The organism is Saccharothrix stipae, from assembly GCF_054781895.1.
In genome coordinates this window covers 559,243-574,967 of sequence record NZ_BAAGTN010000009.1, presented here as the reverse complement: position 1 = coordinate 574,967, position 15,725 = coordinate 559,243, and the positions used below count along the sequence as shown (strand labels likewise).

Sequence of the window (15,725 nt, the reverse complement as noted above, 5' to 3'; positions counted from 1 at the left end):
TCATAAATTTACTGGCTATTCGGCACGCTGTTGAGTTCTCAAAGAACACGCGCTCACCATCTTGTCCCGCGTCTTACCGCGGTTCATTCCGGGGCTTTGTGTTTCGTTCTGGTTGAAGCTTAGCTCGTTCGTTTTCGCGGTGTCAAATCGGCCGGTTTCGGCTTCTCGGCTCCGCGACGAACTCGCCTTGCATTCATTTTTGTTCTGATTCCAGAGCGGAGGCAGCACGCTGTGCTGCTTATTCGTTTCTGGGAGCTTGACGCCGCAATAGTCTACCCGGCCCGATTCGCGGTGTCAACCGCTCGTTCCGAGGTTCTTGCTGGCGACTCGGTAAAAGTTACTCATGACCTTCGTCGATGTCAAATCCCCTGGTCAGCGGCCTGCGGGAGCGGTGCGAACCGGAACGGCGACCTGCGGACCGGGGCCCTTCGGCTGCACGGGACGCGGTCGCAGCCACAGCGAGATGGTCCGCATCCCCTGCATCGCGGCCACGATCTGCTCCGGCGCGGCCGGCTCGCGGGTCGCCACCGGCACCAGGTCGTAGCCCCAGATGCGGAACTCCTTCAAGACCGTGACCGGATCGTCGCCGAAACCCTCCGTCGCCGAGGCGGAGAACTCCAGGAACACGTGCGGGCGATCCCGGCGCAGCAGGCGCACCAGTCCGGCCAACGCGCGGTGACCACGACCGGGCGCGTCCACCCGAACGACGGAAAGCTTGCGACCCTGCAACGTCGGCACGGCCTCCAGCTCCTTGTCGAGCCTGGTCGCGCGCACGCGGGCGACGTCGTCCCCGGCGTCCTCCGGCAACGGCGCCACCGACACCCCGCCGGTCAAGGACGGCAGGCTGGCCAGCTCACCGGTGCTCTCCCACGCGGCGGCGTCGACCAGGACGAGCTGCTGGGCGACCCGTTCGGGCAGGTTGACGTCGACGTTGTGCCGCAGCAGGGCACGCGCGGACGGGCACGGCTCGACCGCGACCACCGCGCCGCCCGTGCCGAACCGGCTGAGCATGCGCACGGTCTGGTACCCGACGTACGCGCCGACGTCGAGGAAGATGCCGTCCGGCTCGACCACCGAGTCGATCAGCTCCGACAGCTCGGTCTCCCACACCCCGTTGCTGGACAGCATCGGGAGCATGAACGCGTCGTCGGACGGCAGGCGCAGCAGGCCGACGTCGGTCAGCACCAGCGAGCTGCGTGGCACGGCGTCGCCGTGGCGTTCGTGCTCGCGGACCACGACGCGGCGCAGGGCGTCGGCGGTCTGCTGGGCCTGGTTGGCCGCGCGCAGGCCGGCGTCGAGCTTGGTGTCGCGGTCCCGCAGCACGTCCACGACCTTGGACTCCAGCGAGTCGATCCGGTCGAGGGTGCGTTCGAGGGCGACGGCGAGCTTGTCGATCCGCTGGGCCAGGGCGTCGCCCTGCTTGGCCCGCTTGCCGGCCTCGGCGACGACGGCGTCCTCGATCTCGCGAAGCCGCCGCCCCTGGCCCGCCATGTCCGCGCGGACCCGGACGACACCGTCGTCGACGCCGACGAGCTGGTCGGCGAGGTGGCCCTGGTGCTCGGCGTGCTGTTCCAGCTCGGCGCGCAGCACCTCCAACTCGCCGAGGCCGACACCGGTGTTGATGTCGTCCTGGCGGCGGACCAGCTCGGAGACGGTGCGCTCGACCCCGTCGACCAGGGAGCTGAGCACGTCGCGCATGTGGTTGTCGTAGTGGTCGAGCACGCGCAGCACGACCTTGCGCAGCTGCGGCGCCATGGGCGTGCGGCTGGCCGTGCCGACGTCGGGTTGGCGCAGCAGGGCATGCTTCGCCGAGTGCAGCGCCTTGAGCGGGTCGACGGTCGGCGCGGGCTTGGCCCGGCGGGCGCGCCAGCCGCGGTAGGCGTGCTCGACGCGTTCGCGGAGGAGTTCGCCGACCTTGGCGACGTCACGGGTGGCGCGGACGTGGTCGCGGCCCTTGATGCCGATCGCGACGGCGGTGGCCAGGTCGTCGGCGAGGGCCCGCAGGAGCTTGACGGCGGCCTGCACGTCGGGTTCCGCGCCCTGGCGGCACGGCACGAAGATCACCGCGGACTTGTCGAACAGCTCGGCGACCGCGCCGTGGTCGGAAGTGAGGATCGGCGTGGCGGCCGCTGCGTGCGTGGCGAGGGTGTGCGCGATCCGGTCGCACGCGCCGCTGCGGTGCAGGTGGACGAGGCAGTCGACGGCGCCGAGGGTGTCGACCAGCTCGATGCGCGGGTCGGCGGCGGTGGCCAGGCGCAGCCTTTCGGCGGCCTCGGGGTGGGCGTCCGCGTGGGTGACCTCGATGCGCAGCGTCACGTCGTTGCGGTCGGGGAAGGCGGAGAGGAACGCGGAGACCGCGCCCAGCACGTTGCCCGCGCGGTCGACGGCGTGGTCGGCGAGGGCGCCGAAGGTCAGGCCTTCGCGGTGGTCGCGGTCGTGGGCGGCGGCTTCCGGGACCGGGAGCGGGAGGACGCGGACGGTCGGGCCGCCTGGGTGTTCGAGGGTGGCGCGGGTCGTGTCGGAGGGGACCCAGAGCTCGTTGGCGTCGGTCGGCCGGTCGTCGTCGAGGAGGTAGTCGACCACAAAACGGCTGTCGGGGACGCGTTCGGTGGTGCCGACGCGGATGACGACCGGGTAGCCGGCGGTGGTGGACGTCGGCAGGCCGGACGCTCGTGCGGCGGCGCGGACCAGTTCGGCGATCGGGCCGGTGCCGAGGACGGAGACGCCCAGCTGGTCGTGCAGGACGGGTGCTTCGGCGCGGGTGCGGGGTACGGCGGCGACCGGCAACCGGCCGGCCGCCACGCCGACGCCCGCGCACCAATCGCGGAAAGCCGCGCCGTCCGCGCCGAAGGGGTCGGGGAACTGGGTGCGGAGCGCCTCGTCGGAACGCCAGAGTGCGGCGGCCCAGCGGGTGCTGCCGGGCAGGTCGGGCGCGGGCTCACTGGCCCAACCGACGAACCCCGCTCCGCCGTCGGGACCGAAGGCGGGGGGTGGGGTGGTGCGGGGTGCCCGGGGTTGCGGGCGGGGAGTGGGTTCGGCGCGCTCGGCGGCGGCGGCCGGTTCAGGCAGGTCAGAGACCTCCGGCCGCGCCTCGACAACGACGGGCGGCTCAGCGGCGGGCGGCTCGGCGGTCCGGCTGTCGGCGGGCACGGCGCCGTTCACCGCAACCGTCGTGGCGGCAGCATCGGCGGACGGCGAGGCATCGGCCGCACCTGCCGTGGGCTCGACACCGTTCACCGGAACCGCCGTGGCGGCGGGATCACCGGACAGCGAGGCGCCGGTCGCGCCTGCGGTGGGCTCGACACCGTTCAGCGGGATCGCCGTGGCGGCGGGATCGGCGGACGGCGAGGCGTCGGTCGGGTCTGCCGAGGGCTCGACACCGTTCACCGGGATCGAGGCAGCGGCGGGATCGGTCGCGGGCGGCTGGCCGTTGATCCGATCGGTGCCATTCACCGCAACCGCCGAGGTGGCCGGGTCGGTGGCGGGCTCGGTGCCGTTCGGCAAGACCGCCGTGGGGGTGGGCGCGGGCGGGGTGGTGGCGGGCCGGCTGTCGGGCGGAGAAGCCAGGGAAGTCGGCTCGGTGGGATCGGTGGTGGTCCAGCCTTCTGGGCTGAAGGCGGAGCCGGGGTGGGTTCGGGTGGCTTCGCGGTAGTCCGCGCGCAGCTCGTCCGGGATCCGGGTGCCGTCGGGGAGCTGGCCGAAGCCGTAGCGCACCCGCTGCGGCGTGTGCCCCTTGCGCACCAGGTCCGCCCGGTACCTCGTGCACAGGTCCGCCAACTCCGGGTACTCCGACAGCAGCACGCGGGGGCGGTCGGCGAACTCCGAGGACAGCAGCCAGGGGCGGTGGGGGTCGAAGCCCGCGAAGTGGACGCTGCGCACCGGCTCGCCGATGGTCGTCAACGTCCCGTCCGGCCGTCGGTGCAGGTCGCGGTGGGCGGCGTTCCACACCGACAGACCGACCGTGGCATCACGCAGCACGTGCAGGTTCACCAGCGCCGGCGCGGTGTCGAGCACGGCCTTGGTGGCGTCCGGCGTCCGGCGCAGCTGCTCGCCCAGGGACCGCAGGAACGGCTCGGCACCGGGCGCGACCAGCAGGAACCCCGGGTCGAAGACGCCCTTCTCCAGCAGCTCGGTCGGCGTGGGGCGCAGGCCGTCGTCCGGCAACGGCCGCAGCGCGCGCGGCAGCAGCACCAGCGGCCCGCGTTCGACGGCGGCCTCGACCAGGTCCGTCAACGGGTTGAGGATCTGCACCCACGGGTCCAGGTACAGCACCGGCACGCGTTGGCCGAGCAGCTGTTCGAGCAGCTTGGGCCGCAGCAGGCCGCACAGCTGCGCGGCGGTGCAGCCGGTCGCCAGCTCGGCCAGCTCGTCCTGGCTCATCCCCAGGTCGGCGGGGGTCACCAGGCCGGGACCGGAGTTCTCCGGCTGGGCGTCGACCACCAGCGCCAGGAACCTGGCCTGCGGGTGGTTGGCCAGGAACGAGCTCGACAGCACCTTCACCGCCGGCAGTTCGGCGGCGGTGGCCACCGTGCAGGCGATGAACGTGGGACGGGATTCCGAACGCGCGGGCACCTCGGTCACGGTCTGCAAACCTAGCTTCTCCGAGCGCCCGGTGTGGACCACCCGCACGGGTGTGTCCTTCACAGGACCGGCAACAGGTTGCGCAGCTCGTACGGCGTCACGCTGCGGCGGTAGCCGTCCCACTCGGCCCGCTTGTTGCGCAGGAAGAAGTCGTACACGTGCTCCCCCAGCGCTTCGGGGAGCAGTTCGGAGTTCTCCATCTCGGTCAACGCCTCGCCCAGGTTCTGCGGCAGGTTGTCGTACCCGGCGGCACGCCGTTCCCGGTCGGTCAACGACCACACGTCGTCCTCGGCGGGCGGCGGCAGCTCGTAGCCCTTCTCGATGCCCTTGAGACCGGCCGCGAGGATCACCGCGTACGCCAGGTACGGGTTGCACGCGGAGTCCAGCGAGCGGATCTCGACCCGGCGCGACGACGACTTGCCCGGCGAGTACATCGGCACGCGCACCAGCGCGGACCGGTTCGCGTGACCCCAGCACACCGCCGTCGGCGCCTCGCCGCCGACGATCAGGCGCTTGTAGGAGTTCACCCACTGGTTGGTCACGCCGGAGATCTCACGGGCGTGCTTCAACAGGCCCGCGACGAACATCTTGCCGGTGTCGGACAGCTGGTAGGGGTCCTCGGCGTCGTAGAACGCGTTGCGGTCGCCCTCGAACAGGCTCACGTGGGTGTGCATGCCGCTGCCGGGCTGGTCGGTGAACGGCTTCGGCATGAACGAGGCCCGCACGCCCTGGGTGATCGCCACTTCCTTGACCACGTACCGGAACGTCATCACGTTGTCGGCCATGGTCAGGGCGTCGGCGTAGCGGAGGTCGATCTCCTGCTGGCCGGGCGCGCCCTCGTGGTGGCTGAACTCGACCGAGATGCCCATCGCCTCCAGCGCCTCGATGGCGTGGCGGCGGAAGTGGGTCGCGGTCTCGTGGCTGGTCTGGTCGAAGAAACCGCCGTTGTCCGCCGGGATGGGCTCGCTCCCGTCGTCGGGCAGGCCCTTGAGCAGGAAGAACTCCATCTCGGGGTGCACGTAGCAGGTGAAGCCCGCCTCGCTGGCCTTGGCCAGGGTGCGGCGCAGCACGTGCCTCGGGTCCGCCCAGGACGGCGAGCCGTCGGGCATGGCGATGTCGCAGAACATCCGCGCCGAGTAGTGGCTCTTGTCCGGGGTCTGCCAGGGCAGCACCTGGAACGTCGACGGGTCCGGCTTGGCGACCATGTCCGACTCGTACACGCGGGCGAAGCCCTCGATGGCGGAGCCGTCGAAGCCGATGCCCTCGCTGAAGGCGCCTTCGAGCTCGGCGGGCGCGATGGCGACCGACTTGAGGAAGCCCAGGACGTCGGTGAACCAGAGCCGGACGAACCGGATGTCGCGTTCCTCGAGGGTGCGGAGCACGAACTCCTGCTGGCGGTTCATGACCCGAAGCCTAGGTAAGGACGGTGAACCGCGCGTTGCCGACTCGGCCGAACGCACTGCGCCGTTTGCCGCCCGGAGGTGATTGCGCAGGTCACGGACTTGCCGTGACGTTTCGCGTTGCCGGGGAACGGCGGGTTCTACGATTCACCCCATGCTCCCTCGTCGCGCCCTGATCGGGTCGCTCGTGCTCGCCCTCGTGGCGGGTTGCACGTCCTCCGGTGGCGCCGGGTCGTCCCTGCCCGACGGGCCGGACCTGCTGGCCAAGGCGGCCGCGGGGATGAAGTCGGTGACCAGCACCCACTTCACGATCAAGGTCGACGGCGAGCTGCCCGGCGTGACCGTGAAGGACGCCGAGGGCGACCTGAACGCCGCGGGCGAGTCGCAGGGCCGGGCGAAGGTCGAGCAGTTCGGCCAGCTGATCGAGGTCGAGTACGTGCTGGCCGGGCAGGACCTCTACTTCAAGGGACCGACGGGCGGGTTCACCAAGCTGCCGGCGGCGCTGGCGGGCCAGGTGTACGACCCGACCGCGATCCTGGACCCGGACAAGGGCGTGGCGCGCGTGCTGGCCGACGCCCGCGACGCCAAGACGGTCTCCAGCGACGACGGCGTGTCGGTGGTGACGGCGACCGTGCCGCGTGACGTGGTCGCCGGGCTGGTGCCGGGCATCGACGCCGACGTGGCGTCGGAGTTCTCGCTGAAGGACGAGCGGCTGCAGAAGGCTCTGTTCACGCTGCCGAGCGGGGCGAAGGTGACGATCGAGCTGTCCGACTTCAACAAGCCCGTCACCGTTTCGCCGCCGGCGTGAGCGTGGTCGGCGGGTCCGGGCTCGGGTTGGGCCCCGGTTCGGTGAAGGCGCGGCGGCTGGCGATCGGGGCCGGCGCGGCGGCGGTGCTGCTGGGTGCGCTGGACGCGTACGTGGTCGTCGGCGTGCTCGTGGACATGGTGCGCGACCTGGGCATCCCGGTGAACCACCTGGAGCGCGCGACGCCCGTGGTGACCGGGTACCTGCTCGGGTACGTCGCCGGGATGCCCTTGCTCGGGCAGCTGTCGGACCGGTTCGGGCGGCGGTTGGTGCTGCACCTGTGCCTGCTCGGGTTCGCGGTCGGCTCGGCGGTGACGGCGCTGGCGGGCGACCTGCCGCTGCTGGTGGCCGGGCGGGTGGTGCAGGGCCTGGCCGGCGGTGCGTTGCTGCCGGTGACGATGGCGCTGGTCGCGGACCTGTGGGCGGCGCAACGGCGTGCGTCGGCGTTGGGCGTGGTGGGCGCGGCCCAGGAGTTGGGCAGCGTGCTGGGCACGTTGTACGGCGTGGGGTTGGCGTCGTTGTTCAACGCCTGGTCGTTCTTCGAGTCGGTGGAGCCGCAGAGCTGGCGGTGGGTGTTCTGGGTGAACCTGCCGCTGGCCGCGGTCGCGATGGTGGTCGTGCATCTGACCGTGCCGCGGTCGGTCCGGTCGTCGGTGCGGATCGACTTCGTCGGTGGCGGGCTGTTGGCGTTGGCGCTGGCGGCGCTGGTCGTCGCGCTCTACAACCCCGATCCGTCGCGGTCGGTGCTGCCGCCGTGGGGGTGGCCGGCGTTGGGTGCGTCCGGGGTGGTGTTCGTCGGGTTCGTGCTGTGGGAGCGGCGGTCGTCGGTGCGGCTGCTGGACCCGGCCGGGGTGGTGATGCGGCCGTTCCTGGCGTCGCTGGGCGTGTCGTTGGCGGCCGGTGCGGCGTTGATGGTGACGTTGGTGGACGTGGAGCTGTTCGCGCAGACCGTGCTGGGGCGTGACTCGGCCGCGGCGGCGGGGATGTTGGCGCGGTTCCTGATCGCGTTGCCGGTGGGTGCGCTGGTCGGTGGGTGGTTGGCGGCGCGGACCCGGTTGGGTGATCGGTGGGTCTCGTTCGTGGGACTGGTGGTCGCCGCCGGTGCCTACGTGTTGATCGCGCAGTGGCCGGCTTCGGTGTCGTCGTTCGTGGTGGGTCGGGACCTGGCGGTGGCCGGGTTCGGGTTGGGGTTGGTGATCGCGCCGGTGTCGGCGGCGGTGCTGCGGGTCGTGCCGGCCGGGCAGCACGGTGTCGCCTCGGCCGCGGTGGTGGTGGCGCGGATGACCGGGATGCTGGTCGGGGTGGCCGGGTTGTCGGCCTGGGGGCTGCACCGGTTCCGGGAGCTGACGGCGGACCTGGACACGCCGCTGCCGTTCGGGATGTCGCCGGAAGAGTTCGCCGCGAAGGCGGAGGCCTACCGGGAGGCGCTGACGGCGGCGTTGCTGACCGAGTACCACGAGATCTTCTGGATCACGGCGGTGATCTGCGCGGTGGGCGCGGTGGTGTCGTTGCTGCTGCCTGGCGCCGACCGGTAAGGGGCGACCGGCGAAGGCGCCGAGGAGACGCGTCGGCGCGGTGGGTCACCAGGTACCGGTCGGGGTCACCCGAAAGGTGGGAGTGCGGTGGTGGCGGCTGCGGGGGTCCGTGGACGGACGGACCATGGCGGCATGACGGATCCCGATGCGAACACCGCTGGTCAGGGCGCGAACCCCGCTGGTCAGGGCGCGGGCGGCGCTGGCCAGGGGGCGCGCGGCGCTGGTCAAGGCGCAGGAACCGCGCCACCGGCGGGTGAAGGTCGAGCACTGTGGATCACCTTCGGGGTGATCACCCTGGCGATCGGGCTGGCCGTGCTGCTCTGGCCGGGCCTCACGCTGCTCACCGCGGCCGTGCTGTTCGGCGTGCAGATGCTGATCACCGGCGTCTTCTGGCTGGTCGGCTCGTTCACCGCGGACGCCATGGGGCGACAGCGGTGGCTGCTGGCGGTGGCCGGGTTGCTGGCGCTGGTCGCCGGCATCCTGTGCCTGCGCGCGCCCTTCCAGACCATCACGGTGCTGGCGCTCCTGCTCGGCGCGACCTGGGTCGTCGGCGGGGTGGCCGAGATCTTCCACGGGTTCGGCAAGAGCGGGTGGTCGGTGCTCTCCGGGGCGGTCACCGCGATCGGCGGGATCGTGGTGCTCGTCTGGCCCGTGGGGAGCCTGCTCGCGCTGGTCTGGCTGCTGGCCATCGTGCTGATCGTCTTCGGGGCGATGACCATCGCGGGTGCGGTCGGCGCGCACCGCACCCCGAGGAAGACGAGGGCGGCCGCGCCCACCGGGACGACCGCCACCGCCTGAGAAGGGTCAGCCCTCGCGCCAGCCGCTGGTGATCGGCAGCCTGCGATCGCGGCCGAACGCCTTGAACGTGATCTTGGTGCCCGGCGGGTACTGGCGGCGCTTGTACTCGGCCTTGTCGACCATGCGCAGCACCTTGTCGACCAGCTCGTGCGTGAAGCCCATCGCGATCAGGTCGCGGTAGCCCTTGTCGCCCTCCACGTAGTCGTCCAGCACCGAGTCGAGCAGCTCGTAGTCCGGCAGCGAGTCGGTGTCGACCTGGCCGGGACGCAGCTCGGCCGACGGCGGCTTGCTGATCGAGTTCTCCGGGATCGGCGGCAGCTCGCCCAGCTTCTCGGCCTGCGCGTTGCGCCACCGCGCCAAGTCCCACACCAGGGTCTTGAGCACGTCCTTGATCGGCGCGAACCCGCCGACCGCGTCGCCGTAGATGGTCGAGTAGCCCACCGCCAGCTCGGTCTTGTTGCCGGTGGCCAGCACCAGGTGGCCGTGCTGGTTCGACAGCCCCATCAACGTGACGCCGCGGCACCGCGCCTGGACGTTCTCCTCGGCCAGCCCGGTCAGCCCGAGCTGGTCGACGAACACGCCGACCATGTCCGCGATCGGCTGCTCCGAGTAGTGGCAGCCGGTGCGCTGGGCGAGGTCGTAGGCGTCGGACTTCGAGTGGTCCGACGAGTACACCGACGGCATGGACACGCCGTACACGTGGTCGGCGCCGAGGGCGTCCACCGACAGCGCGGCCACCACGGCCGAGTCGATACCGCCCGACAGCCCCAGGACGACCGAGCGGAAGCCGTTCTTGTGGACGTAGTCGCGCAGGCCGGTGACGAGCGCGTGCCACACCTCCGCCTCGTCGGACAGCGGCTCGGCGGGCTGCGGCACGGGCAGCGGGTCGTAGGCCGGGAGCGGGTCATGGGTCAAGGATCGGCGGTGGACCACAAACCCGCCGTAACTCCCCTCGGTGCGCGGCGCACCACCGGGCAGGTCCAGGTCCAGCACGACCAGGTGCTCCACGAACTGCGGTGCCCGGGTGATCAGCGTGCCGTCCGCGGCGACCACCATCGTGTCGCCGTCGAACACCAGCTCGTCCTGCCCGCCGATCAGGTTCACGTACGCCAGCGGCGCACCCGCCTCGACCGCGCGACGCGCCACCAGCGGCAGCCGGGCGTCGTCCTTCTTGCGCTCGTACGGCGAGGCGTTCGGCGAGACCACCAGGTCGACGCCCGCCTCGCCCAGGGCGGCGATCGGCCCGCCGTCCTGCCAGAGGTCCTCGCAGATCACCATGCCGACCTCGACGCCGTGCACCCGCACGACGTCCAGCGTGTCGCCGGGCGTGAAGTAGCGGCGTTCGTCGAACACGCCGTAGTTCGGCAGGTGGTGCTTGTTCTGCCGGGCCACCACCCCGCCCCGGTGCAGCACGGCGGCGGCGTTGCGCATGCCGTGCCCGTCGCGGTCGAGGTAGCCGACGAACACCGCCAGCTCGCCGCACCCCTCGTCGTCCAGCCTGGTCGCGAGCCCGGTCAGGGCTTCTCGGGACGCCTCGGCGAACGACAGGCGCAGCGCCAGGTCCTCGACCGGGTAGCCGGTCAGCGCCATCTCGGGGAAGACCGCGAGGTGGGCGCCCGCCTCCACGGCCTTGCGGGACCACTCGACGACGAGTTCGGTGTTGCCGGCCAGGTCGCCGACACAGGCGTTGACCTGGGCGAGGGCGAGTCGGAGCTGTGGCATGGAGGCATTCTCGCTCACCCGGCGCAACCTTGGCGGCCGTTGTGGCCCACGAGTCACGCCGGGTCGCACCTACGATCGAGGTTGTGCGCAGTCGGATGATGCTCTTCCTCGCCCTCCCGCTCCTCGCCTCGTGCACGAGCGTGCTGCCCGGGTCACCGACCGCGGGCACGGCGCTGGAGCAGAGAGGGCCCGCGGGGGCCGTGCTCGCCGGGTTGGAGCGCTTCTACGGCCAGGAGCTCGGTTGGGAGGACTGCGCGCCGTACGCCACGACCGGCACGACGACGTCGCTGTTCAAGAACAAGAAGTCGATCGAGTGCGCCCGGATGGAGGTCCCCCTCGACTACGCCAAGCCCGAGGGGCGCACGATCCGGATCGGGCTGCTGCGGCAACCCGCGACCGGCGACCGCATCGGTTCGTTGATCATCAACCCGGGCGGCCCGGGCGCGTCCGGCATGGCCGCGGCGGCCGGCATGGGCGCGCAGGTCAAGTCGTCGGCGGTGGGCGAGCGGTTCGACCTGGTCGGGTTCGACCCGCGTGGTGTCGGGGCGAGCGAGCCGCAGGTCAAGTGCCTGACCGACGCGGAACGGGACGCCGACCGGTTGGACGTCGACGTGGACACCTCGCCGGCGGGCGTGGCGCAGACCGAGGCGGAGAACAAGGCGTACGCCGAGAAGTGCGCCTCGGTGACCGGGAAGGACGTGCTGGCCAACGTCGGCACGCGGGACGTGGTGCGCGACCTGGACGTCATGCGGTCCGCGCTGGGCGACGAGAAGCTGACCTACCTGGGCTACTCCTACGGCACGCACATCGGCGCGGTGTACGCGCAGGCGTTCCCGGGCAACGTGCGGGCGCTCGTGCTGGACGGCGCGGTGGACCCGACGCAGAACCAGGTGGAGTCGCTGATCGCGCAGGGGGCCGGGTTCCAGAAGGCGTTCGACGCGTTCGCCGCGTGGTGCGCGAAGCGGCAGGACTGCGCGCTGGGCTCGGACCCGGCGAAGGCGAACCAGGCGTTCCGGGAGTTGACGTTGCCGCTGGTGCAGCGGCCGGTGGCGGTGGGCGAGCGGAAGCTGTCGTACAACGACGCGATGACCGGCGCCATCCAGGCGATGTACTCGGAGGAGTTGTGGGCGCCGCTCAACACCGGCCTGACCGAGCTGAAGAACAACCGCGGTGACGTGCTGATGCTGTTGGCGGACAACTACTTCGACCGCGACAAGGAGGGTCGGTACTCGACCATCACCGACGCGTTCGTGGCGGTGAAGTGCGTGGACGAGCCGCGGGTGACGGACCGGACCGTGCTGGACGACGTGGCGCGCCGGTACAAGGCGGCGGCGCCGTTCATGGACGACGGCCGGCCGGCGGCGGGCGCGCTGGACGCGTGCGCGTTCTGGCCCGTGCCGCCGAGCGTGCAGGAACAGGTGCCGGTGTCCGGGCTGCCGCCGGTGCTGGTGATCTCGACGACCGGCGACCCGGCCACGCCGTACGAGGCGGGGGTGAGCCTGGCGAAGGAACTGGGCGGCGGGCTGCTCACGTTCGAGGGCAACCAGCACACCGTTTACCTGCAAGGCAATGATTGCGTGGACGACGCCGGGCACGAGTACTTGATCGAGGTGAAGCTGCCGGCCGACGGAAAGCGCTGTTCCTGAGCAATCCACACTTTCCGTGTCCTTTTCCGCCCCTTTGCGGTCTCCGCATAGGCCGACCGTGTGATCCCGCTTACCGCCGGGCCGCCGGCGGCTAGGCTCGCCGTCATACTTCCGAGGGGGGTCGCATGGCCGTCGACGGCGTCACCGTAGTCACCGAAGAGTCGCTGGAGAAATTACGTTTGAAGCTCCGGGACAAAGAAGCCTACATCAGCAACCACCGGCGATCCCCGATGAACCGGTTGCTCGTCACACTCATCGGTGAAGCCGCGGCGCACAGCCTCAAAACTCCGGCCGTCCTCCAGCGGTTCACCGCTTTGAACGACGCCGAATTCGCCTACAGCGAGCATCGCGCCCAGATCATCGAAGGCACTCGCGCGATCGTCATCTGGGCCGGCGGCAAACTCGCCCAGAGATTGATACCTCCTTTGCGGAGGAAGTACGTCCAGGCCGACCAGGCGTTGCGGACCAATCGCGCCGGGACCGAGCAACTCGCCGGGCTGATCTTCGACGGCGTCCCGGTCGAGGTCGCGCACCAGGCCCTCGACCAGGAGTGGATCCACCCCGATGCCATGCGCGAGGTGCAGGGGGTGCTGGCGGAGTTCGTCGATGACCGGATCACGTTCCACGTGCCGCCCGACGATGCACTGATCCGCTTGCCGAACGAGTCGAACCTGCCGGCCGGTGCGCGGCCCTACCAATTCTCGACCGCGCATCGGACGATCACCGTTCCCGTTCCCCAGCCGACTCCCGGACACCTGATCGTCATCACGATCGGGCACGGCTCCAGCAATGGGCTGACGCTCTTCCCGCCAGTGGGGACCGTGAGTCCCCAAGTGCTGGCCAACGGCATCGTCCCGGCGCCGGGTGCGGCGCTGGTCGTTCCACTCCAGTGCTACCCGATGCAATCCGTGCAGGGCTGGCAGGCCGTGGCGGGGTGGGCGACCGTCACCTCGGTGAGCATCCCGCACTTGAACGAGTCGAACGACGCGGAAATGCTCGCGTGGATTTCCGAACACCTGCGCGGGGTGATCGACGCGTGGTTCGACGACCTGGCCTGAGCGCGCCGACGACCGGAAGGAACGGATCATGACCGGACCGGGGCACGAACTCGACGACATGCAGCTCGGGAATCTGGTCGGGATTTTCGACCGCGTTTCCGCCGTGCTCCGCCGCGGCGTGCACGTCCAGCTGCTGACCGAGTACCGGGCGACCATGGAACTGCTGCACGCCTCGCACATCGGGCAGCGCGCCCGCCTCGGCAGGCTGTTCGACGGCGTCGAGGCGCAGGCGCAGAGCACGAACGACGACCCGGACGTCGCGCTGGCCTGGATCGCCTACTCCTACACGTGCGAGTACACCGAGCTGCTGGTCAAGCACCCCCGGCCGACCGGCGCGGGGTTGGCCGGCGAGCCGCACCTGATGGAGCTGCGCAAGCAGGCCATGGAGACCATCACCGCGCAGCGCACCAAGCTGCTGGTCAACCTGCCGTCCATCACCGACGCCCTGTACGCCGGCACCGACAAGAAGGTGTCCGAGCTGTTCAAGTTCCAGGTGGCGGAGGGCCGCAGCGCGCCGCCGAAGCTCCCGGACGGCCAACTGGCCGCGGCACTGGCCTCGCTCCGGAAGGACCTGGCGGGCAGCGCTTTCGCGCCGGTGGAGGAGGAGGACTGGTGGGGCAGGCTGGGCCCGAACCACAAGATCCTGCGCGTGGACACCAGCGGCTCCAAGTTCGACCTCGACGGGATCCCGGTCGTGCTCGTGGAGGGCGTGCTCGACCCGAAGCTCACGCAGAAGACGGTGACCGGCGGGCGCGTCGTGCTCGGCGACGGGACCTCGCGCGCGCAGGTCGGCGGGAACTTCGTCGGCAACCTCGTCAGCCAGCGCCGCCTGTACGCGGGCGACCAGGTCGAGTACGACACCAGCCACATGGCGTTGAACCTCGCCGGTGACGAGCACTGGCAGGGCAAGGCCGCCGACTGGCGCATCGACAAGGGCGGCAACCGCCGGACCTACTACGCCGAGGTCCACCCCAAGATCGCCCAGTACCTGCTCAGCCTGGTGCCGCCGGATCGCGACGCGATCACCGTCCTGGACATCGCGGGCGGCAACGGTGACCTGGCCGAGCGGATCATCCGGGAGTTGGGCGCGGCGCGCCCCAAGGGCGACCTGCGGGTGAGGTACGTGGTGGTCGACTACAGCCAGGACGACATCGTCGTCGCGGAGGAGCGCTTCGCGACGCTCGCCGACAGCCACCCGTTCGCCAAGACGACGGCCCTCGTGCGGGACATGTTCGAGTACAAGTACGACGCCGCGGCCCTGCTCGACGACGTCGGCCTCAAGGCCGCCGACTTCGTCATCAACTCCGGCGGCCTGCTCAACAACCAGATCGGCGACGACCCCGAGAGCCCGCGGCGCTTCGCCCGGATGTACGCGAACCTGCTGGCGCCGGGCGGGCACGGCATCTACTCCGGCCTCACCCCGTTGCTGGTCAACTCGGCGACGCACCGGTCGCACAAGCTGGAGATCCGCAACCTCTACGACATCGAGATCGAGCACCAGGTGCACGTGGTGCGCCGCCCCCACTAGAGCCGGGTCAACGGTGGGCGAGGCCGTCGATCCGCAGGGTCGCGGAGGCGTCCCGGTGGCTCCCGGTGCTGCCGACGTGCTTGTCGCTGATCGCGGTGCCGTTCTTGAGCACGTGGTAGAGCGCCATGCCGTGTCCGCGGCCCAGGTCGTAATCGTCCTTCAACCACTCCAGCACGACACCCGCCTTGGTCGTCGCGCCGTACCCGCGCTCACCGGCCTCCGCCAGCAGCTCGGCGGGGGTCTTGCCGGTCTTGCGCTCGATGGTGTCGAGGTAGGCCTGGAAGGACATGACTGGCTCCTGTTCGTCGGTGTGCCCCCAACTCTAGGACAAATTTGTCTGTCATGACAATATTTTTTGTCCGACGGCTAGATCCAGAGCAGCTCGGAGTCCTTGAACAGGTGAAGGCAGCTCTCGGGGCCTTGCAGGCTCATCCGGAGCGTGCCGTCCTCCGAGACGACCTGGGCGCTGTCCTCGAACGCCAGACCCCACGCGGCCACCTGCAACTCCGGGCCACGCTCCACCACGGCGAACAGGCGCGGAGCCTCCTCCGCCACCATCTCGCGCTCTTCACCAGTCATAAGGAGAATGTAAAGTCGACCGGTCATGTTGACTAGCCGCCTGATCGGGTGATCGGGCGGGCACCGCGGAGTG

11 protein-coding genes are annotated in these 15,725 nt (G+C 70.6%); 6 read left to right on the top strand and 5 right to left on the bottom strand.

Annotated features, from left to right (window positions below; translation table 11 throughout):
• Positions 1–372: 372 nt before the first annotated feature.
• Both ACYVLT_RS25840 and ACYVLT_RS25835 read right to left on the bottom strand, forming a co-directional pair.
• Positions 373–4,581 carry an FkbM family methyltransferase gene (locus ACYVLT_RS25840; RefSeq protein ID WP_461122780.1) on the bottom strand — a complete coding sequence of 1,403 codons (4,209 nt, stop codon included), beginning with the start codon at positions 4,579–4,581 and terminating at the stop codon, positions 373–375.
• A 59-nt stretch (positions 4,582–4,640) separates the two neighbouring features.
• Entirely contained in the window at positions 4,641–5,984 is a 1,344-nt protein-coding gene (locus ACYVLT_RS25835; RefSeq protein ID WP_461122779.1) for a glutamine synthetase family protein, read from the bottom strand.
• Between the two features lie 151 nt (positions 5,985–6,135).
• Between ACYVLT_RS25835 and ACYVLT_RS25830 the strand changes: the two genes are divergently transcribed.
• The 3 genes from ACYVLT_RS25830 (at position 6,136) to ACYVLT_RS25820 (ending at position 9,119) form a co-directional block, all read left to right on the top strand.
• Positions 6,136–6,789, top strand: a complete 654-nt coding sequence (locus ACYVLT_RS25830; RefSeq protein WP_461122778.1) for an LppX_LprAFG lipoprotein — start codon at positions 6,136–6,138, stop codon at positions 6,787–6,789.
• Complete coding sequence (locus ACYVLT_RS25825) at positions 6,786–8,321, top strand: MFS transporter (RefSeq protein WP_461122777.1); 1,536 nt, start codon at positions 6,786–6,788, stop codon at positions 8,319–8,321. The genes ACYVLT_RS25830 and ACYVLT_RS25825 overlap by 4 nt, the downstream gene beginning before the upstream one ends.
• Before the next feature lie 285 nt (positions 8,322–8,606).
• On the top strand, positions 8,607–9,119 hold the full coding sequence (locus ACYVLT_RS25820) for an HdeD family acid-resistance protein (protein WP_461122776.1): 513 nt from the start codon (positions 8,607–8,609) through the stop codon (positions 9,117–9,119).
• 6 nt (positions 9,120–9,125) lie between these two features.
• On the opposite strand, the gene ACYVLT_RS25815 is transcribed toward ACYVLT_RS25820, so the two are convergent.
• The gene (locus tag ACYVLT_RS25815; RefSeq protein WP_461122775.1) at positions 9,126–10,841 is read right to left on the bottom strand and encodes an NAD+ synthase; all 1,716 of its coding nucleotides are present in this window, start codon (positions 10,839–10,841) and stop codon (positions 9,126–9,128) included.
• A gap of 98 nt (positions 10,842–10,939) precedes the next feature.
• Here ACYVLT_RS25815 and ACYVLT_RS25810 point away from each other — a divergent pair, with 98 nt between their 5' ends.
• The 3 genes from ACYVLT_RS25810 (at position 10,940) to ACYVLT_RS25800 (ending at position 15,073) form a co-directional block, all read left to right on the top strand.
• On the top strand, positions 10,940–12,487 hold the full coding sequence (locus tag ACYVLT_RS25810) for an alpha/beta hydrolase (protein ID WP_461122799.1): 1,548 nt from the start codon (positions 10,940–10,942) through the stop codon (positions 12,485–12,487).
• Between the two features lie 125 nt (positions 12,488–12,612).
• Positions 12,613–13,545, top strand: coding sequence for a hypothetical protein (locus ACYVLT_RS25805; protein ID WP_461122774.1), 933 nt, complete (start codon positions 12,613–12,615; stop codon positions 13,543–13,545).
• 28 nt (positions 13,546–13,573) lie between these two features.
• Positions 13,574–15,073, top strand: a complete 1,500-nt coding sequence (locus ACYVLT_RS25800) for a class I SAM-dependent methyltransferase (protein WP_461122773.1) — start codon at positions 13,574–13,576, stop codon at positions 15,071–15,073.
• Positions 15,074–15,080: 7 nt separating this feature from the next.
• On the opposite strand, the gene ACYVLT_RS25795 is transcribed toward ACYVLT_RS25800, so the two are convergent.
• Together ACYVLT_RS25795 and ACYVLT_RS25790 are read right to left on the bottom strand one after the other, a co-directional pair.
• Positions 15,081–15,362 (bottom strand): DUF4287 domain-containing protein, encoded by a 282-nt coding sequence (locus ACYVLT_RS25795; protein ID WP_461122772.1) that lies wholly within the window; start codon positions 15,360–15,362, stop codon positions 15,081–15,083.
• A gap of 77 nt (positions 15,363–15,439) precedes the next feature.
• Entirely contained in the window at positions 15,440–15,652 is a 213-nt protein-coding gene (locus tag ACYVLT_RS25790; RefSeq protein WP_461122771.1) for a hypothetical protein, read from the bottom strand.
• Between the last annotated feature and the right edge of the window lie 73 nt (positions 15,653–15,725).